Genomic DNA, 21,616 nt, shown 5'->3' with positions numbered 1-21,616 from the left:
ATAATATTGCGTGATGCAGCATTTATTTACGAGTTGTGCGACTATCCTTTGAACAGGTACCAACTTAATCTTAATGAGGTTTTGTTCCACAATGCCAATGGATATATAGGAGTACGTTACGATTTCGAAGAAGGCTATCCAGAGCGATACGACTTCACCCCCAGTCAATACATCAACGGTTTTTATGATTATGCTAAATTACCTCAGGCCGAGAGGCTGTACGGACTGGCCGCTGAAAAGCAAACCATTTTAAACATTGCCAATACCCAAACCATCAAGATCAGTTTCGACGGTGAAGAGTTTAACATGTTTAGTGGAACTGTTTTGGAAAACAAACTCTCCCTGGATATGAAACGAGGCACAACGCTCAGAAAGGTTAAGTGGCGTTCTGCATCTGGAAAAGAGATACAGCTCAAGGTTACTCGCATGGCTTCTTTTTATCAGCTTCCCTTGTTCATTATTGATTATGAAGCAGAACTGCTGAACTTTTCAGGCCCAGTCGTTATAGAATCGGTTCATGATGGTGCGGTTCTAAATTATACCAATCCCGCTGATCCTCGCATAGCCGGTGAATGCATCCAGTATCTCACCCCAATAAGCTGTGAAATCAAACAAGGAGCATCTTATATTACCTCCCAAACCTCAAAATCAGGATTGGAGATTTGCAGTTGTGTAAAGCACAGACTGTTGAATGAACACCAGTATGAATTTATAGTATATAACCAAAAGGCTGTTTGCAGATATGACATACTGGCTAAAGCGGGAGAAAATATCAGGCTGATCAAATATGCGGTGTTCTGCGATTCAATTCGTTACCCGAACTGTAGACAACAGGCGGAAAATGAGATCGAGCAAGCCCTTGCTGTGCCGCTGGAATACCTGTACAAAAAACAGGCCGATTATCTGACCGATTATTGGCATAATTGCATGGTGGAAATTCAGGGCGATGATTCGCTGAATAATGCTATTCATTTCAATCTATATCAATTGATCCAATCGGTCGGCAAAGATCAGTATAGTAATATTGCCCCCAAAGGTTTAAGCGGAGATGGTTATGAGGGTCATTATTTCTGGGATTCTGAAATGTTTATTCACCCTTTTTTCACCATTACCAACCCCGCTATTTCCAAGACCCTTATAGAATACCGTTATGCCACCCTGGATATGGCTCGAAAAAACGCCAAGATTATGGGGCATAAGAAAGGAGCCCTGTATCCCTGGCGCACCATTATGGGTTCTGAATGTTCAGGGTTTTTCCCTGCTGGGTCGGCGCAATATCATATTAATGGCGATGTGGCCTATTCCATTATTGCCTATTATTTGGCCACCAAAGATATTGAGTTTATTCAGTCTACAGGGGCGGAGATAATCTTCGAGACGGCCCGTTTGTGGTTGGATGTAGGCAATTTCTATAATGGCCAATTTCATATCAATGGAGTAACTGGACCTGATGAATATACTTGTATTGTCAACAACAACTACTACACCAATGTCTTGGCTCAATATCACCTGACCTGGGCCGTAAAATTTTATTACTTATTAGAAAAAAACCAGGGGTTGAGCCTCTTAACAGAAAAAATACAATTGCATAGCCAAGAAATCGAGGAGTTCCGGCGTGCAGCCGAAAACATGTATTTGCCTTATGATGAAAACCTGAAAATCAATCCGCAGGATGATTCCTTCCTGCAAAAGAGCTTGTGGGACCTGGAGAGCATTCCCAAAGACAAATATCCCCTGCTATTGCATTACCATCCTCTGCATTTATATCGGCATCAAATATGTAAACAAGCCGACACGGTTATGGCCCATTTTATTCTGGAGGATGCGCAAGATGAGGAAACTATGCTAAACTCCTTCAAGTATTATGAAAAAATCACCACCCATGACTCTTCCCTATCGACCTGCATATACAGCATTATGGCAGCTCGATTGGGCATGCATCAGCTGGCTTACGATTATTTCAGAATATCCGCCCGTCTTGACCTGGATGATGTGCACAATAATACTCAGGATGGTATTCATGCAGCCAATATGGGCGGCAGTTACATGGCCATAGTCTACGGTTTTGGAGGGTTTAGGCTTAAAGAACAGGGAATATCCTTTGCTCCTTTTTTACCGGACTCCTGGACTGCCTATAGTTTTATAATCTGCTTCGAGAACAGCCGGATTTTAGTGCAGGTTGAAAAAAACCAATGTGTTTTCACCCTGGAATACGGCCAGGAGAAAACAATTTCGGTATACGGGAAAGAATACCTATTACAGGATTGTCTGCGTATACCGCGCTAGAATTATGGAACATGGAGTTTGCTATGAGATATAAAGCGGTTATTTTTGATTTGGATGGAGTTATCTGCAATACTGATAGATTTCATTACTGTTCCTGGCAACAGATAGCTGATAAAATCGGCGTCTGTTTCGATGAGAAAATTAATGACCGCCTGCGCGGAGTCAGTCGCCGGGATTGTTTGGATATTATACTGGAATCGCATCCGCTGCAACTGAGTGAAACTGAAAAACAATGTTATCTGAATGAAAAGAATGAATTGTATATTGATCTGCTTGAGCAGATGTCACCTGCCGATCTGAGCGAAGAGGTAAAATCTACTATGGATAGACTGAAATCTCAGGGTATACTTTTGGCTATCGGTTCTTCCAGCAAAAATGCCAGATCTATCTTGAAGCAGTTGGGATTAGAGAACTACTTTGATGCAGTATCAGATGGCACCAACATTACTCACTCCAAGCCTGATCCGGAAGTGTTTCTTAAAGCCAGCGAATATCTGGGGGTAGAGCCTGCCCTGTGTCTAGTAGTAGAGGATGCCCTATCCGGCATCCAGGCAGCTCGAGCAGCCAATATGGATTGTGCTGCTTATGGCAACGGAACCAAATATAATCTGGCTGATTATAATCTCCAGCACTTTTCCGATTTACTGACCATAGTATTATAACCACGGGGACGGTTTTCTAGGCGGGCGGAGCAGAGCCCCGCCCTTACACCTAATTTCGGATCAGATCCCCTACCAGGCGGGCGGAGCAAAGCCCCGCCCCTACACTAATTTCCGGAGCAGAGCCCCTACCAGGCGGGCGGAGCAAAGCCCCGCCCCTACCTAATTTCGGAGCAGAGCCCCTACCAGGCGGGCGGGCAGAGCCCCGCCCCTACCTAATTTCCCTGGAGCAGAGCCCCAGGCGGGCGGAGCAAAGCCCGCCCCTACAGCCGATATCAACGGTATTTTTGTAAGAGTTTATTATTATAAAGATGCCCCAAAATTTCTTGCCATTGCTTAACGTTTACAGCAGAGACATAAGAGTTCAGACGACTTAAGTGTTCGATCTCCTCAGGTGTGTAATGGTACCATAGCTGACTGTACTGAAAAAGCATTGGATCGCTGTTGTGAGGCAGTATTTTCAGCACATAACTCCTTTCACTTTCATAGATGCTAGACTTAATAGTCACCGTAAAAGGGAAATCTCCGTATTCTAAGGTGGTGCCTGAGATGATTCCGCCCACAAGTTCCAAACCGGCCGGCAGGCGCCCCGAGGTTATTTCCCACTTATTGACTCCATAGCCTCCATAGCCGAGCAGATCAAACTTATAGTTGATCCGCTGCATTCCCGGCGGCAGCGCCTCAGCGAATATCTCCGGTGCAGAGTTGGCCCCCACCTTAAATTTTAGTATATATGCCTTAGGGTCAAGGCTGCCTTTAGCCCCGACGGTAATCAGGGCCTGCCCGTCGCCTTGCTGCCACAGCGGATTAAATTTACCATCAACAGCAGGCTGGCCTTGTAGATCACTAAACGCTAGTACCCGGGGATCGCTGGAGTGCCATTGTAAATGCTGATTCACATTCAGATTGATACTCTCACCACAGAAGTTAACCAAAAATCCTGATTTCTCCCCACTGTTTAGCTGGAGGTCGCCAGACTCCAGTTCAGTGTGCTGACGTAATACAGCGCGGGTGTGGGCAAGGCGAGCTTGACCATCATTATCGAGCACGCTTGACAATGCGCTCTGTATGGTAAAAAGGGTGTTGAGGTTCCACCCCAAACTATCCAACGCCTCAGTAAACCAGGAATGAGAATCCTCTGCGCAAACTTGCTGCCAAGCCCGAGCGTTGTATATATCCATAAGAATTGCAGCCTCAGCTTCACTGCTGATATAACCGTTTAGCAGCTCAGTGCGCTGCGCAGTCATGATTTTTTCCCGCTGGCTGTTGACCCTAGTAATCAGATCGACAAACTGTTGTGCTTTTATATCACGTCCAAATAAGCGCTGCAAATTGGCAGATTGACTCTCCCAGGCTTTTAGCGCCACTTGCAACTGCTCAGGGTTGCTGGCATACTGCATTTGTCCCAGCACCTCAGCCATGGATTTTAATGCGGTATAGGCCTGCTTGGCTTGAGCTGCCTCTGTCTGAGCTAAGACCGCTACCATCATTTTTTCGGTGTAGGCGTAATCATCATCCTTAAAAACCTGAAAATTAATCTCGGCGGCGGTGTTAAAATGATAAGGAGGAATCCCTACCGAGCCATCAGTTCCAACCAATTCTGGTTTGCTGGTGTTCATTATCTTAATATTGTAACCGTTGGGCAGCTGAGGAAACACGAATCTATCACCGAATTGCACCGGCAACTGTTCAGCAGTGATGGAATCCGCAATCAAGCGGGCGTTCAGAACTAGAGGAGCATATACCCCTGCTCTGGTGATGCGCCCCACTGCATAGCAATTATCGTCCAGTTTGATCGTGCTTGATCCTGATACTATCTCCCAAGTCGGCCATGGTTGGCGGGTTTCATTGTAATAAGCTAGTACCACTCCTTCCCTTTCACAGGGCATTTTCAGCAATAAACCGCTCTCCCATACTTCAGGTGATATACCGCTGGTATCCAGTTTCCAAGCCGGACCGGCCATCACTATACCCTGCCTAGACAACTGCACAACCGGAGTCGCAGTTACCGCTGCCTCGGATGGCACTCCCTGTATAAGGCAGTTGTGCTGTAAAACCACTGTTCCCGTTGCTGCACTTTGCTCAGCCACAGCGTAAGTTGCCGGAGCCGCCCCAAACAAGAGCAAAACTGCCAATAATACACTCATTACACTTCTGCCGTTCATTCCTCAACCTCCTTTGATTCCCAAGACGGTGCCAGATAACCACCGTGAACAGTCTCCGCTGTTGGTTCTCTATGCTCATTGTACCGATTTTATCCATGGATGGGAAATACACCACCACGTTCTCAGGCAGCCTCCTTGCTCTTATATCTCCATACTAATCTCCCTATAATAAAAAAAACGCATTGAAATACCTATCGTGGCAAGAAACCAAAATGACCACAGATAGGAAACAGAATTGCTGTCTATTCTTTGAAGCCTGCAATACTTCCAATGGGGGTTTAGGTACATTTGAAAACTATTGCTATTGTATGTGGTTAAGCCGGTCTTTCAGTAATTTATTTACCAGGGTCGGATTGGCCTGCCCTTGAGTGGCTTTCATGATCTGACCTGCGAAAAAGCCGAAGGCTTTCTCTTTACCGCTTTTATAATCCTCCACCACCTTGGGGTTGGTTTTGATTATATCGTCTATCAACGTCAGCAGGGTTCCCTCATCGGAAATTTGCACCAGCCCTTTTTCCCGGATAATAACCTCAGGACAATTACCGGTAGCAAACATTTCCTCAAGAACCATTTTGGCCATCTTACCGCTGATGGTGCCATCATCGATGGACTTAAGCATTTGGACCAGGCCGGCAGCGGTTACCTTGCTTTCACCAATTTCCATATTGTTCTGATTCAATAAACGGTTGAATTCCCCCATCATCCAATTGGAAATGGTCTTGGCATCCGGGTACTGCTTTAAGCATTGGTCAAAAAAGGCCAGGCTGTCGGGCGTTAAGGTTAAAATTTGTGCATCATACTCCGGCAACCCGTATTCCTCTACCAAACGTTTTTGAGCTTGTTCCGGCATTTCCGGGAAGGCCGCCCGAATGGAATTAACCCATTCCTGGCTTATTTTCAAAGGCAACAAATCGGGTTCCGGGAAATACCTATAATCATGGGCTTCTTCTTTAGATCGCATGGAACGAGTCAACTGCTTTTCTTCGTCCCAGGTACGAGTCTCTTGTACAAGTGTCTCCCCACCTTTAATGGCTTCGATATGCCTGGCAGCTTCGTATTCAATAGCTCTTTCCAAAGCCCGGAAGGAGTTCAAATTCTTGATCTCCGTTCGAGTTCCGAACTCCACTTGTCCGATCGGTCTTACCGATACGTTGGCATCACAACGCAATGATCCTTCCTGCATCTTGCAGTCGGAAACGCCTGCAAAAAGCAACATGGCGCGCAGTTTTTCCATATAAGCCCGGGCCTCTTGAGCCGAGCGCATATCAGGTTCAGAGACAATTTCCAACAGCGGTATGCCGCAGCGATTAAGGTCCACCAAAGAAAAGGGAGTGGTGGTTATATCGCCCTGGTGCACGAGCTTACCGGCATCTTCTTCCATATGGACCCGATTTATACCGATACGCTTTCTACGCCCTTCAACATCAATATCCAGATAACCATTTATACATATCGGCATATCAAATTGCGATATCTGATAGGCTTTGGGTGAGTCAGGATAAAAATAATTCTTACGATCAAATTTGCATATATTGGGTATCTCACAATTCAAGGCTAAACCAGTTGTAATGGCCAAGTCTACAACCTTTTTATTAAGCACCGGCAAAACTCCCGGGAAACCTGCACAAATCGGGCAGGTTTGAGTATTGGGCTCTGCCCCGAAGGCAGTGGAACAGGAGCAAAATATTTTGGTTTGGGTTTTTAGTTCGGCATGAACCTCCAGCCCAATCACTACTTCATAATCCTTACTCATTATTCCACCCCCAGAGCCGGTTTCATAGTATGAAAATTGGTACTCTGCTCATAAGCATAGGCGGCTTTATATATGGTTGCCTCATCAAATGCCTTTCCAATTATCTGCATGCCAATGGGCATGCCCTGATCGAATCCACAAGGGATGGACATTCCCGGCAACCCGGCCATATTAACCGGAACGGTCAATATATCATTCATATACAAAGTTAAAGGATCACCCGACTGCTTTCCCAATTTAAAGGCGGTGGTGGGAGTCGTCGGCGCCACGATAATATCGAAGTCTTTAAATACCCTGGTAAAATCATCCGCAATCAACCTTCTTACCTTCAAAGCCTTGAGATAATAAGCATCATAATAACCTGAGCTAAGTGCGTAGGTTCCTAGCATTATGCGTCTTTTCACCTCATCTCCAAAGCCCTGACAGCGCGTTTGGGAAAACATCGCTTCCATATTCTCAGCCTCATTATCCCGATAACCATACCGTACGCCATCAAATCGAGCCAGATTGGCACTGGCCTCGGCTGGAGCCACCAGATAATAGGCCGGCAGAGCGTATTCACTATGGGGCAAAGAAACCTCCTCAACTATCGCACCTAATTCCTCATATTTAAGCAGAGCCTTTTTGATGGCATCTTTGATAGCTGCATCCACTCCTGATCCGAAGTACTCCTGCGGATAGGCAACACGAAGTCCCTTTATATCGCCGTCCAGACAGGCAGTATAATCGGGTACATCCAGGGCTGCACTGGTAGAATCCAGGTGATCGTGCCCAGCAATAATCTTCATAATCAGAGCATTATCGTACACATCTTTGCTAATAACCCCTACTTGATCCAGGGATGAGGCAAAAGCGATAACCCCCCAGCGTGATACTCTGCCATAAGTTGGCTTCATGCCGACCACACCACAAAAAGATGCGGGCTGTCTTATGGAACCGCCCGTATCAGTTCCCAGACTAAACGGCACTTCATCGGCAGACACCGCAGCAGCCGAACCACCCGACGATCCCCCCGGCACACGGGTCAAATCCCAGGGGTTGCAGGTAGCAAAGAATGACGAGTTTTCGGTGGAAGAACCCATGGCGAATTCATCCATATTCAGCTTGCCTGCTAGTATGCCCTGCTGTTCTTCGAGGCGGCGGAAGGCCGTGGAAGCATAGGTAGGCACAAAATCAGCCAGCATTTTCGATCCGCAAGTGGTATTGACCCCTGGGGTGCAAAATAGATCTTTTAATCCCAAGGGAATCCCGGCAATACCTTTATATTGACCGGCATTGTCAACTTCCCTTGCCTTGTTCAGGGCATCCTCTTCGGTCAGGGTAATAAATGCTTTGACCTTATCATCAACTTTATTAATGCGGGCAAAAATCGATTTCACAATTTCTTCTGATGATACTTGGCGACTAGCCAGCTTCTGCTGCAAGGCATGCACAGTAAGTTCAAATAACTCCACGGCCTCAACCCCTCTACATTATTTTCGGTACTTTGTAATAACCTGCTTCAACCAGGGGAGCATTGGCCAGCATCTCTTCGCGAGGCATACTGGGCTGGACTTCATCGGCTCTGAAAACATTATGCACCGACAGTATATGTGTAAGTGGTTCAACATTGTCGGTAGGTATGGTATTCAAGGTATCAGCATAATTGAGGATGGCACCAAGCTGTTGGGATAATTTCACTTTTTCATCCTCACTCAGACTCAGTCGGGCCAACAAAGCTACATGTTCGACTTCCTTTATGGTTAAGGCCATGTTTCTACCTCCTTGACTGTTTTATCATATCCACCAAATTGACTGGTCATCAATGTCAATCCCTGCTTATTTTTATCGAGCCTGCTTCGAAGGGCAGTCCTAGTTCTTCGGAGTAACCCAACGCCGCTGCAGTCCCGGAATCCGGACCGCTTTAACCATGTCAGGGTAAAGATCCATTTTATGACCGTTGGAAACAACCACACCAGCACTTTCCTGGCCTCTAGCTGTAAAACCTAGAGGCCGAAAAAGCAGCCCAGGCTGCTTCCGCAGCCTTGACAAGATTGTTCGCCAATATGCCGAAAACTCAACGTTCATCTGTAAGTTTAGTTACTTCTATTTCATAAAACGTTCTATTGCTCCGCTCCATATTTCGGAGGCTTCCTGCACGGATAAACAGATAATTTCAATATCGTTGTCCTCAATGATTATCTCATCTCCACCAACTGTACCAATCGTCCTCATTTCCACTTGGTGTTCAACTGCCAACTGTACCAGCCGCTCCATATCCGAGCGTTTAGCGCTAATGACTACCTGCCCTGGCGACTCTGAGAATAATAGTCCATCCACTCTGGCACCATGGCTGTTAACCTTGATATGGCAGCCGATTTTTCCCTTGATTGCCGATTCAGCCAGGGTAATCGCCGCTCCTCCATCAGAAATATCGTGGCAGGATTGAACAATTTGCTCCTTGACAAGCTCTTGGACTAATTCCAGCAGCGATCTTTCCTCTTCCAGATTAACTGCAGGCACGGCACCGGTTTCCAATCCATGACAAACGCTAAGGTATTCTGACCCCCCCAGTTCATACCGTACTCTGCCCAGAATGCAAATCAAGTCTCCATCTTGTTTAAATGCCATATCACAACGTAGATCTATATCTGGCAGAAGAGCCACCATGCCCACCACCGGGGTAGGGAAAATAGCACCTGCTGAAGTTTCGTTATATAGACTGACATTTCCGCTAACCACCGGAGTATCCAGAGCCTTGGCGGCAGCACTCATCCCAGCAATAGCATGTTTCATCTGCCAATAAACATTAGGCTTTTCCGGGTTGCCGAAGTTGAGACAATTGGTTAATGCCAGCGGTTTGCCTCCCACACAAGCTAGGTTGCGAGCGGCCTCACATACCGCCATCATCCCTCCCTGGTAAGGATCCAGATAAACCATACGGCTATTGCAATCAGTGGTAAAGGCCACCCCTTTACGGGTTCCCTTGATACGCAAGACCGCTGCGTCACCATCTCCAGGCATTATTACAGTATTGGTCATGACCTGATAATCATATTGGGAAAATATCCACTTTTTGCTGGCTATATTCGGGGAAGCCAGCAGCTTCTTCAAGGCTGCTTGAGGATTGGCCTGAGGAACAAGGTTCATATCATAGGTCCTGCATCTCTCATAGTATTCTGGTTCTTCAGCGGTACGTACATAGACAGGACACCCCTCGGTCAAGGCCATCACCGGCACTTCAGCAACGACTGATTTACTGTCCATCACCCGGAATATACCATCATCGGTTACTTGTCCGATAGCTGTAGCATCCAACCCCCACTTATCAAAAATTGCTTCTATTCTCGCCTCCGCTCCGGGACGAGGGATAATTAACATCCTTTCCTGAGATTCGGAAAGCATAACCTCGTAGGGGGCCATATCCGTTTCCCGGCGGGGTACTTTTGAGACATCTACAACAACTCCCCGACCCTTTTTGCTCGCGGCTTCAGCAATAGAACTGGTCAGTCCGGCTGCACCCAGATCCTGCATGCCAGCCACCAAATCCTCTTTAATCAGTTCCAGGCAGGCTTCCATGAGCAACTTCCCCATGAAAGGATCCCCTACCTGTACAGAGGGGCGCTTTTCCTTGGACTTCTCTGACAATTCCGCGGAGGCAAAAGTGGCTCCGTGAATGCCATCCCTCCCCGTCTTGGCACCTACAATCATGATGCTGCTGCCTACCTCACTGGCCACCGCCAGGGCAATTTCATCAGTTCTTACCAAGCCTACACACATAGCGTTTACCAAGGGATTGCCCTTATAGGTTTCATTAAAATATACCTCGCCCCCGACGTTAGGAATACCCATACAGTTGCCATAATAACCAATTCCGGCCACAACTCCAGACAGCAGCTCTCTGACCCGAGCATCTTGCCCTCCCCCAAAACGCAAGGAGTTCAACATGGCAATCGGTCTGGCGCCCATGGTAAAAATGTCACGCAAAATACCACCCACCCCGGTTGCCGCTCCCTGATACGGTTCTATTGCAGAAGGGTGATTGTGACTTTCGATTTTGAATACTAGTGCTTGTCCGTCGCCGATATCAACTACCCCGGCGTTTTCACCCGGACCTTGAATAACCTGCGGTCCTTCAGTAGGAAATTCCCTTAATAACGGACGCGAGTTCTTGTATCCACAATGCTCTGACCACATCACAGAAAAAACGCCGGTTTCCAGATAATTGGGCTCCCGTCCTAATATATTTTTAATCTGATTATATTCATGATCGGTAAGCCCCATCTCGCGGTAGGTCAATTCTTTCATTAGCGCCCTGCCTCCTGAAATGACTGCAGTATCGATGCAAATATGCTATATCCGTCCATGCCGCCAAGGATTTTCTCCGAGCATCTTTCCGGATGGGGCATCATCCCCAGCACATTTCCCTGCCGGTTTACTATACCGGCAATATTAGCCACTGAACCATTGGGGTTATATTCCACCCCTTCATTACCGCTGGCATTACAATAGGTGAAAAGAATACGGTTTTCATCCCTCAAGGCCGTCAGTGTCTCTTCATCACAAAAATAATTACCTTCACCATGGGCGATCGGTAGGGTTATAACTTCGTTTACCCTTAACTGATTAGTAAAGGCGGTATCATTACGTTTAACCTTCAAATTTACTTTGTCACAGATAAATTTCAAACTGCGGTTTTTTAGCATTGCGCCGGGCAGCAACCCTGCTTCCAATAAGATCTGAAAACCGTTGCAAATTCCAAGCACTAGTCCACCCTGATTGGCAAAGTCAATAACAGCGGGCATTATCGGTGAAAATCGTGCAATAGCACCGGTTCTGAGATAATCACCATACGAAAATCCACCAGGAATTATTAAAGCATCATATCCTGTTAAACTGGCTTGCTGGTGCCAAATATAATCGACCTCATGACCAAGTACAGTCTGGACTACATGATAACAATCTGCATCGCAGTTCGAACCTGGAAATACGACTACCCCAAATTTCATGACTACTCTACCCCCACTATCTCAACCTGGTAGTCTTCGATAACCGGGTTAGCCAGAAGCCTATCAATCAATTCCTCTAATTCCCGCCGGGCATTCTGCTCATCGTCAGCCTCCAGCCAAACTTCAATTAACTTCCCTATCCTGACTTCACTAACTGCCTGGTAACCAAGTACATGCAAAGAATTTTTAACGGCATTACCTTGCGGATCCAGTACTCCTTTTTTCAATGTTACATAAATATTGGCTTTATACATTACAATCCCCCTGAACGCGGTGCGTAATTATTTTACTTGCTTAGAGCAGTCTCTATCCTCTTAGCGACTTCCTGATAGGCTTCGGCTTCCTGGCCCAGATTTCTGCGGAAACGGTCCTTATCCAGTTTTTCAAAGCTGTCCCTATCCCAGAGGCGGCATGTATCCGGGGATATTTCATCCGCCAAAATCACCCGGCCTTCATATATTCCAAATTCCAATTTAAAATCCACCAGGATAATATTTATCGAATCAAAAAGCTTTTGGAGAACTTTATTGATTTTTAAAGCCTGCCCCTGAATTGCCTTCAGTTGCTCATCGGTAGCCCAACCCATTGCCCGCGCATGATATTCATTTATCATGGGATCATGCAAATCGTCATTTTTGTAATATAGCTCAATAATAGGTGTCGGCAGAGGAAATCCTTCCTCTTTCCCTATCCGCTGGGCAAGGCTGCCGGCAACCACGTTCCTGGTTACAACCTCCACTGGAATGATCTGCAGGTTCTTGACCAGAGAATTTCTATCATCAATCTGTTTAATGAGATGAGTCTCAATCCCCTCTATTTCCAGGAGTCGAAACAAGAGGTTGGTGACCCGGTTATTGACAATGCCCTTATCCTGGATGACGCCTTTCTTTTGGCCATCAAAAGCGGTGGCATCGTCCTTGTATTTCATCAGCAATTCTTTTTCATTTTCGGTCTCATAGATCTGCTTGGCCTTGCCTTCATATAGCAGTTGCCCTGCTGGCATGTAATTCATCCTCCAAAATTAAAATTTACCAAAAAGCTTGAAATATTTGTTAAAAGGCTTCGCCTCATTTCCCATCAAACCTCATAACTTTTTAATATTCCCTCCGCAATCATCCTTTTGGACATACGCATATCCATCGCTGTTTTTTCAATATATCGGTGCGCTTCCTGCTCGCTCATGTTGAGGCAAGAAATCAACATACATTTCGCTCTGTCTACTATGCGTATATCTTCAATCCTCTGTTTCAATTTACTGTTATCGGCTTGCATATTTGCGAGCTTATTGTGAACCGCACGCGCAAGCTTCAATGCAGACCAAAATAGGGCTTTATTAATCGGTTTCTCGATAGTCAGCACGCCGTCGTTTTCACAGATGGCGGATACAGCTTCAAAATGCTCGCTAGCTACGACCAGGATCACTTGCGTCATCCCTTTTGCGGAAATATCCCTTGACAGACTTTCGCCCGTTTCGTCCCGAAGCGGCGCGTTTATGATTACCAAGTCGAAATCCTGTGTGAGAAGCAGTCGCCGTGCCTCGGCGCATGATGACAAGGCAACGATTTGCCCGAAGGAAGCCGCGCTTAATATTTCGGTAAAGTATGCCGTGCTTTTTACAGAAGATGAAACAATAAGAGCGCTTTCCATTTAGTCGCCACCTAACGCTGGAAATTATATTATGGCCCGCCCAGGTTCAGCTGAACTGCGCCCATTTAAATGTAAGAAAAATATCTCTCCCTGTAAAACTCTGCTTTATCTTTGGCGACGGCAAAAGCGGCTGCTTCGGATTCCTTGATAGCAAGGTATTTTGAATGCAAATCCTCGCCCATTATCTTTTTCACAAATCCGCTCCCTTTGGTAATTTCTACCGCCTTGTCAAGACTGTCCGGCAACAAGGCAAGGTTGCATGTCACTCTGTCCAGAGCCGTGTATAAATCCGCATCAACGGCGGCAGGAAGCGCCAAACCGGTTTCAATCCCCTCAAGTCCCGCCGCTATAATCAGAGCAAATGCGAAATATGGGTTGACTGATGGGTCAGGTGAACGCAATTCCATTCTAACCTTTTCACCGATTGCGGCGGGGATTCGAACAAGCTGTGAACGGTTTTGGTGCGACCACGAAACATATTGCGGCGCTTCATATTTACCGAAGCGTTCATATGAATTGGCAAGAGGATTCAGGAATAGTGTCATCTCAGGAGTTCTTGACAGTATTCCCGCGACAAAGCTCTCCGCCATCTTTGAGTGTTCGTCGAGTGCCGCATTTTTAAAGATATTCAATCCGTTTTGGAAAAGGGAAAGGTTGACATGCAGACCGCTTCCAGCGGCATTCGGTATGGGTTTAGGCATAAAAGATGCAAACAACCCGTTACGCGCAGCAACCGCTTTAACAACCGACTTAAAAGTCAGTAGGTTATCCGCACAGGCTAGAGCGTCTGAGAATCTGAAGACTATCTCGTTTTGTCCCGGCCCCTGTTCGTGATGCGAAGTCTGCGGCATTATACCCATTTCCTCAAGCGTCAGGCAAATTTCACGGCGGATATCCTCGCCCTTATCAAGCGGCGAAATATCCATATACCCGCCCCTATCCATAGGTGTACATGTTGGCTGGCCGTTTTCGTCGGTCTTGAACAGGTAAAATTCACATTCCGCTCCGATTCTGCAAACAAAGCCCATCTTGACGCTTTGCTCCGCAACTCGCTTTAATATTGCTCTTCCGTCAAGCGCAAACGCAGAGCCGTCTGGGTTGATAATATTGCAATAAAATCGGGCGACTCTGCCCGGCCCCGGACGCCACGGCAAAATCGTAAGCGTGGCGGGGTCAGGGACCAGGAGCAAGTCAGACCGCACGATGTCACTAAAGCCCTGGATTGCGTGAGCGTCAAAGGAAACGCCAACGTCAAAAGCAGACGGCAACTCCTCCGCCATGATGGATATGTTTTTTTGAAAGCCAAGCAGATCACAAAACCCAAGCCGGACGAACTTAATGCCATTTTCTTTTACAAATTCCAAGACTTCGCATGCGGTAGTATTCATCTGTTAATCCTCCTATTGAACGGTAAAGCTTTTTGCTAAATTTCGGAGTTAATCTATATCAAGACCTTTATTCGCGGCCACATAATAACTGAAAAGCTTCATCCCATACAAACCTACTGATATACCAAAAATTATCATTAAACCGGTCAGAGCGAATGTACTTACTGATAACGGATGCAGACATAATAAAAGCTTGTTTTCCTCCGGGCATAATCGGATTAATTTAATTATGAACCAAATCTGCCGGTCCTGTCAGTTTTGCATCGCCGATAGTGTCCCATTCTACCTCAAAGGTGTTTCCCCCCATCAAGACGTTCGCCTTGTGCACCATTATTTTTTGAAGCATCCTTGAAGCTACCATCGCAACGCAGACTGCTTCGAGTGTGAATGCGGTTTCGCCCTCGCCGCGCTGCCAAAGCCGGGCTTTGATTGTTTCGCTGTCGATTATCTGGACGAAAACAATATTTGCACCCTGCGGAAAGAGGACATGTGTGCCAAGCGATGATCCCAATGACCAAACATCAATGCTCTCGGCATCATTTACAATTACGACGCCGTGAGGCGTTCCGAAGGACAGCGCAGTTACTCTATACTCTTCTCCGTAAACCATGAACGGATCGCTGATACAGTTGGGCGTTGAATCGTGCAGCACCGGAATAAGGCAGGAAGCCGTAACAGGCTTCCCAAATGAAACAGTAATACTGTTTGACCTTTTCATGTGGTACACCCCCATATATTCATTTTTATACGACTCCTTGCTCGAGCATCGCTTCCGCGACTTTTTTAAAGCCCGCGATATTCGCTCCCGCAGCAAGATTGTCTTTCATGCCATAACGTTCTGCCTCCTCAGCACAGCTGATGTATATTTTGTGCATGATGGTTCTAAGCTTGCAGTCGGTTTCTTCAAATAACCATGGTATACGCGAACTATTCTGCGCCATTTCCAATGCAGATACCGCCACGCCGCCCGCATTGGCAGCCTTGCCGGGTGCAAAGAAAACGCCGTTTTTCTGCAATAGTTCAGTCGCTTTCAGCGATGTTGACATGTTAGATCCTTCCGCTACAACGATGCATCCGTTTTTGATCAGCATTTTCGCGCCGTCCTCCAGCAGTTCATTTTGGGTGGCGCAGGGGAGCGCTAAATCACATGGTATCGACCATACAGAACCGTTTTCAAAATATTCGGCCTTTTTGCTGTATTCAAGATACTCCTTTATCCGCCCGCGCCGCACTTCTTTTATCTGCTTGACCGCCTCTAGGTCTATACCATCTGGGTCGTGTACATATCCGTTGGAGTCGCTCATTGTGGTGACCTTAGCGCCGAATTGCTGCGCTTTTTCAGCGGCATAGATAGCTACATTACCACTTCCCGAAATGACCACCGATTTACCCTCAAAGGTAGTGCCTTTAGCACTTAACATATTTTCCACCATGTATACCAATCCGTAACCTGTGGCTTCTTTACGAACCAGGGAACCTCCATATGCGAGCCCCTTGCCGGTCAATGAACCCTCGTACCGACCGGTCAAGCGCTTATATTGCCCATACATATAGCCGATCTCACGGCCTCCCACGCCGATGTCTCCGGCCGGAATATCCAGATCTGCTCCCATATGGCGATAAAGCTCACTGATAAAACTCTGGCAAAAAGCCATAACCTCGCGGTTTGATTTACCCTTTGGGTCAAAATCCGAACCACCTTTGCCACCGCCAATAGGCAGTCCTGTCAATGAATTCTTAAAAATCTGCTCAAATCCCAAAAATTTAATTGTGCCTAATGTAACACTGGGATGGAAGCGCAGGCCCCCCTTGTAAGGCCCTATAGCGTTGTTAAACTGGACCCGGTAGCCGCGATTAACTCGAACTTTCCCTGAATCGTCGACCCAGGGCACTTTGAACATAAACTGACGATCCGGCTCAACTAAACGCTCAAGGATCCCTTCTTCTTCATATTTCGGATGCTCATCTAATAAAGGCTGTAGGGTGGGAATTATTTCGGTCAAGGCCTGATGAAATTCCGGTTCGTTCGGGTTTCTATTTTTTGCTTCTTCCAATACCTTATTCGTGTAAGACATGTGTTCAACTCCTCTCTGGAATAAAAAAGGGCGTTCACCGGCAACTAATAAATAGTTACCGATAAACGCCGTTGTTTATCTGCTATTATTCTATCATGAACAAAACCGTACATCAATAGACAAATAAACTCATATATTGACACTGATTCACGTGCGATAGGACTGTTTTGGGGACAAGGCACTTCATAATTATCAAGGCAGCGAAGAACTATGCCTATAGTATTGCTGCATAAATATCCTATTGAAAACTGGCAAAACCAATGTTATAATTCAACGCGCACTATCTCATATTTATGCAACAGCTGCTATCTGATTGTCTTTTGTACACACACCAAATACAATACGTTTGTAAAATCAACATATAGACCGGAGGAAACGGAAATGGATAAAGAGAAGGTTGTACTTGCGTATTCGGGCGGGTTGGATACTTCCGTTATAATGCACTGGTTAAAGGATCATTATGACTATGATGTAATCGCAGTCTGTTGCAATGCAGGTCAAAAGGAAGATTTTGTAGCTATTGAGAAAAAGGCATATGACACAGGTGCTTCAAAAGCCTATGTCCTTGATATCAGAGAAGAGTTCATTACTGACTACATCTGGCCGACACTGAAAGCCGGCGCTGTTTATGAAGGCGACTATCTATTAGGAACTGCCATGGCCAGACCTTTGATGGCAAAGAAGCTGGTTGAAGTAGCAGAGTCTGAAGGCGCATACTATATAGCTCATGGCTGCACGGGGAAAGGCAATGACCAGGTCCGTTTTGAAGCCAGTATAAAAGCTTTAAATCCTGCCATCAAGATCATCGCCCCTTGGAGGATTTGGGATTTACATTCTCGAGAGGATTGCATCGCTTATGCAAAAGTTCACAATATACCCATTGACCAGACAGAGGAGAATATCTATAGCCAGGATCAGAACATCTGGCATATCAGCCATGAAGGCGGCAACCTGGAAAATCCCTGGAATGAGCACAAGGACGACATCCTGAGAATGAGTGTTACTCCTGAGAATGCGCCAGACGAACCGACCTATGTTGAAATTTACTTTGAGAAAGGCATTCCAGTTGCTGTAAACGATAAGAAATTAGACCCCGTAGAGCTCATTACCACCCTCAACAAAATGGCCGGGGAAAACGGCATCGGTACGGTTGATATTATTGAAAACCGTCTGGTGGGCATGAAATCTAGAGGCGTTTATGAGACTCCCGGCGGAACGGTTCTGTACAAAGCTCATTCGGCTCTGGAAAAGCTGGTACTGGATCGGGATACCATGGCTTACAAGAACATCGTTGCTCAGAAGTATTCCCAGTTAGTCTATGACGGTCTGTGGTTCACCCCTCTTAGAGAGGCCATCAATGCATTTGTGGATTCTACCCAAAGTCTGCTCACGGGAACCGTAAAGGTTAAGCTTTATAAAGGGAACAGCATACCCGTTGCTTCCAGGTCTAAGTATTCCCTGTATAGCGAAGAATTTGCCACCTTCAGCAAAGATGAGGTATATGACCATAAGGATTCGGAAGGCTTTATTAACTTGTTTGCTCTACCCTTAAAAATCAGAGCTATCCAAGCAATAAACTTAGAGGAAGGAACGGATACACATGAAACTCTGGAAAGGAAGGTTCTCAAAGGGGACGAATTTATCCGCTGATGCGTTTAATGCCTCTATCGAAACAGACCAAAGACTGTATAAGCATGATATTCAGGTAAGCTTAGCCCACGCTTTGATGTTAGGCAATCAAGGGATCATTCCTAAAGAAGAAGCCGAACAAATCCGGCTTTCTCTTCTTTCTATTCTTCAGGATATCGAAGATGGGAAGGTAGAGTTTTGCGTAGAGCATGAAGATATCCATATGAATATTGAGACCCTTCTCACGGAACGCATTGGTGCTGCCGGAAAGAGGCTGCACACCGCCAGGAGCCGAAATGATCAAGTGGCAACGGATCTGCGGCTCTACCAAAAGGAGGAAATCGGTAAGGTTCAAAGCTTGCTGAAAGCTTTGATTGAGACATTGGAGACTCTTGCGGAACAGCATAAATATACAGTTATGCCCGGCTATACCCATCTGCAACGAGCGCAGCCGGTTACTCTGGCCCTTTATCTGGGTGCATACACAGAGATGTTCAAAAGAGATCAGAATCGTTTCAGCGACTGCTTAAAGCGGACGGACCTTTCACCCTTAGGTTCCGGGGCTTTGGCAGGAACCACCTATCCCATTGATCGGTATTTTGTTGCGGAAGAGCTTGGGTTTTCAGGAATCTGTGAGAACACCATGGATGCGGTCAGCGACAGGGATTTCGCCATCGAATTCATCGGTTGCTGTGCCATGACCATGATGCACCTTTCACGCTTCTGTGAGGAATTAATCCTGTGGAATTCCACGGAATTTGCCTTTATCGAGATGGACGATGCATTCAGTACCGGCAGCAGCATCATGCCGCAGAAAAAGAATCCGGATGTGGCTGAATTGATTCGGGGCAAGACGGGTCGCGTATACGGTGCTCTCTTCGCCCTTCTCACCATCATGAAGGGGCTGCCTCTAGCTTATAACAAGGATATGCAGGAGGACAAGCCACCACTCTTCGATGCGGGCGACACGCTCAAGGATTGCCTATCCATCTTCACAGAAGTCATTAAAACTATGCAAATCAAAACAGGTCGCATGGAACGGAGTGTAAAAGACGGATTTATGAATGCTACGGATGCCGCAGACTATCTGGTGAAAAAAGGGCTTCCCTTCCGGGACTGTCACGAAATTATTGGCAAGATGGTGCTTTACTGCATCGGTCAAAATAAGAATTTGGATGATATGACACTAAAAGAATTCCAAGATTTTTCACCTTTGTTCCAATCAGATATCTACGATGCCATCGATGTTCGCAAGCGCGCAATAAAATAACAGCTTATGGACAGACTCCGGGCATGCTGATGGCTACTGTACTCAGTGAATGAGGCTTCTGCATAATACAATTTTTTAAATAGGAGATGGCCTGTTTATGCAAAAACAAAAACGCATTACCGCAATCCACGATATATCCTGTTTCGGCAAATGTTCACTGACCGTAGCCCTGCCTATTATTTCCGCAGCGGGTGTTGAAGTAAGCGCCATACCCACAGCAGTACTCTCCACCCATACCGGCGGGCTTACCGGTTACACTTACCGGGATTTGACGGAGGACATTCTGCCCATCATCGACCACTGGCAGTCCTTGGACTTAACATTTGATGCCATCTACACCGGTTTTCTGGGCTCATTTGAACAGCTGGACATCGTTTCCGAGGTCTTTAAGCGCCTGAAAACATCTGAAAATATTATTGTTGTAGATCCGGTAATGGCAGATAACGGAGAGCTGTATAAAATATTTCCCCCTGGCTTTCCTGCCGGTATGAAAAAACTCTGTACCCAGGCGGATGTAATTGTTCCCAATATCACTGAAGCAGTATTGATGCTTGATGAACCCTATCAGGAAGGTCCTTATACACCAGCCTATATTGAGGCATTGATCAGAAAAATTGCTGCCCTGGGGGCCAGACAGGTGGTTTTGACCGGTGTGCATTTTGACCGAGAAAAACTCGGTGCTGCAGCTTATGACAGCCATACCGGAGTGGTCAGTTATGCTTTTTCCGATTGGATAGAAGGATACTATCACGGGACCGGGGATGTATTTGCCAGTGCTCTGACCGCCGCCCTTTTAACAGATATTGCTCTGGCAAAAGCAACGCAAATAGCAGTAGATTTCACAGTTGGGAGCATTGCCCGCACCAAAGAGGCAGGAACCGATATCCGCTTTGGGGTGAACTTCGAAGCAGGCATTCCCGACCTTATGAAACAGTTGGGACTGTAACAGCTACTAAGACCAGATCTGAAACAAGGGGCGGTGTTTCATCGGTGACTATGCAACCGGACGAAACGTCTTACCAATTCAACATATTTCTCAGGATACACCAAACTCATCTCGCCATGTTTCATTGCCGGTGCAATATGAATTTCACTATCTTGGATGGCTTCTTTCAACCGTTGGGCAGATTTTCTCATAAGTCCAATTTCATTCTCTCCGACAATAATCAAAACCTTTGATTTCGTGTTGGCGATGCTACTTTTTAAGTTATAGTTCCCGTTACTGAGTGTGATATTGATCAACGACTGTTTTGATATTCTCAGACTGTCCTGATAATACTGTTCAAACATATCAGCAGGGACACAAAGCGTTTTTGCTTGCAGTTTGGCAAACCATCTGCTCTTAACCAAGCCATAAAGAAGTCTGTATATTGGAGCAGTCAAAGCCGCAATTCCTTTGATTGGATACACCAATGGGCTTTCAAGAATTGCATATTCTGCAATGTTGGCCCGTTGAGATAAAACCTCTATTACTATTTGCGCACCGAGTGATAACCCACCAACGGCAAATACTGCCCCGTTGCAGGCTGTATCAATATATTCCATAAGCTTCCCGGCGGAATCCTGTATGCTTGCAAATTCTTCATCACCATCCTCACCGTGGCCGTCAATGATAGGTGTTACAACATGAAATTCAGTTTGTAATTTTTCAACGATGGCCTGTAAAGACCAGAAGGACAAGCCGCCGCCGTGCAACAAAATAATTGTGGGCAAATGTGTATTCGATGTTTCTTTAAATATCATAATCTGTTCCCAT

General features: G+C 46.2%; 18 protein-coding genes. 5 read left to right on the top strand and 13 right to left on the bottom strand.

Going from position 1 to position 21,616, the window contains the following annotated elements; translation table 11 throughout:
• Nucleotides 1-6: 6 nt before the first annotated feature.
• Nucleotides 7-2,286 carry a glycoside hydrolase family 65 protein gene (locus AC15IQ_RS13375; protein ID WP_483179688.1) on the top strand — a complete coding sequence of 760 codons (2,280 nt, stop codon included), beginning with the start codon at nucleotides 7-9 and terminating at the stop codon, nucleotides 2,284-2,286.
• 11 nt (nucleotides 2,287-2,297) lie between these two features.
• Complete coding sequence (gene pgmB, locus AC15IQ_RS13370; RefSeq protein ID WP_483179686.1) at nucleotides 2,298-2,948, top strand: beta-phosphoglucomutase; 651 nt, start codon at nucleotides 2,298-2,300, stop codon at nucleotides 2,946-2,948.
• A 272-nt stretch (nucleotides 2,949-3,220) separates the two neighbouring features.
• Here pgmB and AC15IQ_RS13365 read toward each other — a convergent pair whose 3' ends face one another.
• The 12 genes from AC15IQ_RS13365 to gdhA all read right to left on the bottom strand — a co-directional run bounded on the left by AC15IQ_RS13365 (nucleotide 3,221) and on the right by gdhA (nucleotide 16,961).
• A complete protein-coding gene (locus AC15IQ_RS13365) occupies nucleotides 3,221-5,110 on the bottom strand; it encodes a hypothetical protein (RefSeq protein ID WP_483179684.1) in 1,890 nt (629 codons plus the stop codon).
• Nucleotides 5,111-5,411: 301 nt separating this feature from the next.
• Nucleotides 5,412-6,863, bottom strand: coding sequence for an Asp-tRNA(Asn)/Glu-tRNA(Gln) amidotransferase subunit GatB (gatB, locus tag AC15IQ_RS13360; protein WP_483179682.1), 1,452 nt, complete (start codon nucleotides 6,861-6,863; stop codon nucleotides 5,412-5,414).
• On the bottom strand, nucleotides 6,863-8,317 hold the full coding sequence (gene gatA, locus AC15IQ_RS13355) for an Asp-tRNA(Asn)/Glu-tRNA(Gln) amidotransferase subunit GatA (RefSeq protein ID WP_483179680.1): 1,455 nt from the start codon (nucleotides 8,315-8,317) through the stop codon (nucleotides 6,863-6,865). The genes gatB and gatA overlap by 1 nt, the downstream gene beginning before the upstream one ends.
• 13 nt (nucleotides 8,318-8,330) lie before the next feature.
• The gene (gene gatC, locus AC15IQ_RS13350; RefSeq protein ID WP_483179679.1) at nucleotides 8,331-8,615 is read right to left on the bottom strand and encodes an Asp-tRNA(Asn)/Glu-tRNA(Gln) amidotransferase subunit GatC; all 285 of its coding nucleotides are present in this window, start codon (nucleotides 8,613-8,615) and stop codon (nucleotides 8,331-8,333) included.
• Nucleotides 8,616-8,948: 333 nt separating this feature from the next.
• Nucleotides 8,949-11,150 carry a phosphoribosylformylglycinamidine synthase subunit PurL gene (gene purL / locus AC15IQ_RS13345; RefSeq protein WP_483179678.1) on the bottom strand — a complete coding sequence of 734 codons (2,202 nt, stop codon included), beginning with the start codon at nucleotides 11,148-11,150 and terminating at the stop codon, nucleotides 8,949-8,951.
• A complete protein-coding gene (purQ, locus tag AC15IQ_RS13340) occupies nucleotides 11,150-11,851 on the bottom strand; it encodes a phosphoribosylformylglycinamidine synthase subunit PurQ (RefSeq protein ID WP_483179677.1) in 702 nt (233 codons plus the stop codon). Before purQ ends, purL begins: the two co-directional genes overlap by 1 nt.
• Before the next feature lie 2 nt (nucleotides 11,852-11,853).
• Nucleotides 11,854-12,105, bottom strand: coding sequence for a phosphoribosylformylglycinamidine synthase subunit PurS (purS, locus tag AC15IQ_RS13335; protein ID WP_483179675.1), 252 nt, complete (start codon nucleotides 12,103-12,105; stop codon nucleotides 11,854-11,856).
• A 32-nt stretch (nucleotides 12,106-12,137) separates the two neighbouring features.
• The gene (gene purC / locus AC15IQ_RS13330) at nucleotides 12,138-12,854 is read right to left on the bottom strand and encodes a phosphoribosylaminoimidazolesuccinocarboxamide synthase (protein WP_483179674.1); all 717 of its coding nucleotides are present in this window, start codon (nucleotides 12,852-12,854) and stop codon (nucleotides 12,138-12,140) included.
• 74 nt (nucleotides 12,855-12,928) lie between these two features.
• Nucleotides 12,929-13,498 (bottom strand): ANTAR domain-containing response regulator, encoded by a 570-nt coding sequence (locus AC15IQ_RS13325; protein ID WP_483179672.1) that lies wholly within the window; start codon nucleotides 13,496-13,498, stop codon nucleotides 12,929-12,931.
• 65 nt (nucleotides 13,499-13,563) lie between these two features.
• A complete protein-coding gene (locus tag AC15IQ_RS13320) occupies nucleotides 13,564-14,886 on the bottom strand; it encodes a glutamine synthetase family protein (RefSeq protein ID WP_483179670.1) in 1,323 nt (440 codons plus the stop codon).
• Nucleotides 14,887-15,109: 223 nt separating this feature from the next.
• Nucleotides 15,110-15,604 carry a diaminopimelate epimerase gene (locus AC15IQ_RS13315; RefSeq protein ID WP_483179668.1) on the bottom strand — a complete coding sequence of 165 codons (495 nt, stop codon included), beginning with the start codon at nucleotides 15,602-15,604 and terminating at the stop codon, nucleotides 15,110-15,112.
• A gap of 25 nt (nucleotides 15,605-15,629) precedes the next feature.
• Nucleotides 15,630-16,961 carry an NADP-specific glutamate dehydrogenase gene (gene gdhA, locus AC15IQ_RS13310; RefSeq protein WP_483179666.1) on the bottom strand — a complete coding sequence of 444 codons (1,332 nt, stop codon included), beginning with the start codon at nucleotides 16,959-16,961 and terminating at the stop codon, nucleotides 15,630-15,632.
• Between the two features lie 381 nt (nucleotides 16,962-17,342).
• Between gdhA and AC15IQ_RS13305 the strand changes: the two genes are divergently transcribed.
• The 3 genes from AC15IQ_RS13305 (at nucleotide 17,343) to AC15IQ_RS13295 (ending at nucleotide 20,806) form a co-directional block, all read left to right on the top strand.
• Nucleotides 17,343-18,611 (top strand): argininosuccinate synthase, encoded by a 1,269-nt coding sequence (locus tag AC15IQ_RS13305; RefSeq protein WP_483179664.1) that lies wholly within the window; start codon nucleotides 17,343-17,345, stop codon nucleotides 18,609-18,611.
• Nucleotides 18,562-19,860, top strand: coding sequence for an argininosuccinate lyase (gene argH, locus AC15IQ_RS13300; protein ID WP_483179662.1), 1,299 nt, complete (start codon nucleotides 18,562-18,564; stop codon nucleotides 19,858-19,860). The genes AC15IQ_RS13305 and argH overlap by 50 nt, the downstream gene beginning before the upstream one ends.
• 97 nt (nucleotides 19,861-19,957) lie before the next feature.
• Nucleotides 19,958-20,806: a pyridoxamine kinase gene (locus AC15IQ_RS13295; RefSeq protein ID WP_483179660.1), complete on the top strand. Its 849-nt coding sequence runs from the start codon at nucleotides 19,958-19,960 to the stop codon at nucleotides 20,804-20,806.
• A gap of 38 nt (nucleotides 20,807-20,844) precedes the next feature.
• Here the strand turns inward: AC15IQ_RS13295 and AC15IQ_RS13290 are convergent, their stop codons facing one another.
• Nucleotides 20,845-21,603, bottom strand: a complete 759-nt coding sequence (locus AC15IQ_RS13290; RefSeq protein WP_483179658.1) for an alpha/beta fold hydrolase — start codon at nucleotides 21,601-21,603, stop codon at nucleotides 20,845-20,847.
• Between the last annotated feature and the right edge of the window lie 13 nt (nucleotides 21,604-21,616).

The sequence above is a fragment of the Syntrophomonas sp. DTU019 genome, assembly GCA_913757435.1.
Classification (GTDB): Bacteria; Bacillota; Syntrophomonadia; order Syntrophomonadales; family Syntrophomonadaceae; genus DTU019.
This window is presented reverse-complemented; position numbering and strand designations above follow the sequence as displayed.

Bases quoted from the DNA above. Each gene is read 5' to 3' on its own strand.
- purL (WP_483179678.1), bottom strand. From the start codon at position 11,150: ATGAAAGAATTGACCTACCGCGAGATGGGGCTTACCGATCATGAATAT.
- AC15IQ_RS13325 (WP_483179672.1), bottom strand. From the start codon at position 13,498: ATGGAAAGCGCTCTTATTGTTTCATCTTCTGTAAAAAGCACGGCATAC.
- gatB (WP_483179682.1), bottom strand. From the start codon at position 6,863: ATGAGTAAGGATTATGAAGTAGTGATTGGGCTGGAGGTTCATGCCGAA.
- purQ (WP_483179677.1), bottom strand. From the start codon at position 11,851: ATGAAATTTGGGGTAGTCGTATTTCCAGGTTCGAACTGCGATGCAGAT.
- argH (WP_483179662.1), top strand. From the start codon at position 18,562: ATGAAACTCTGGAAAGGAAGGTTCTCAAAGGGGACGAATTTATCCGCT.
- AC15IQ_RS13290 (WP_483179658.1), bottom strand. From the start codon at position 21,603: ATGATATTTAAAGAAACATCGAATACACATTTGCCCACAATTATTTTG.
- gdhA (WP_483179666.1), bottom strand. From the start codon at position 16,961: ATGTCTTACACGAATAAGGTATTGGAAGAAGCAAAAAATAGAAACCCG.
- AC15IQ_RS13295 (WP_483179660.1), top strand. From the start codon at position 19,958: ATGCAAAAACAAAAACGCATTACCGCAATCCACGATATATCCTGTTTC.
- AC15IQ_RS13305 (WP_483179664.1), top strand. From the start codon at position 17,343: ATGGATAAAGAGAAGGTTGTACTTGCGTATTCGGGCGGGTTGGATACT.
- gatC (WP_483179679.1), bottom strand. From the start codon at position 8,615: ATGGCCTTAACCATAAAGGAAGTCGAACATGTAGCTTTGTTGGCCCGA.
- AC15IQ_RS13315 (WP_483179668.1), bottom strand. From the start codon at position 15,604: ATGAAAAGGTCAAACAGTATTACTGTTTCATTTGGGAAGCCTGTTACG.
- AC15IQ_RS13365 (WP_483179684.1), bottom strand. From the start codon at position 5,110: ATGAACGGCAGAAGTGTAATGAGTGTATTATTGGCAGTTTTGCTCTTG.
- pgmB (WP_483179686.1), top strand. From the start codon at position 2,298: ATGGAGTTTGCTATGAGATATAAAGCGGTTATTTTTGATTTGGATGGA.
- purC (WP_483179674.1), bottom strand. From the start codon at position 12,854: ATGCCAGCAGGGCAACTGCTATATGAAGGCAAGGCCAAGCAGATCTAT.
- purS (WP_483179675.1), bottom strand. From the start codon at position 12,105: ATGTATAAAGCCAATATTTATGTAACATTGAAAAAAGGAGTACTGGAT.
- AC15IQ_RS13320 (WP_483179670.1), bottom strand. From the start codon at position 14,886: ATGAATACTACCGCATGCGAAGTCTTGGAATTTGTAAAAGAAAATGGC.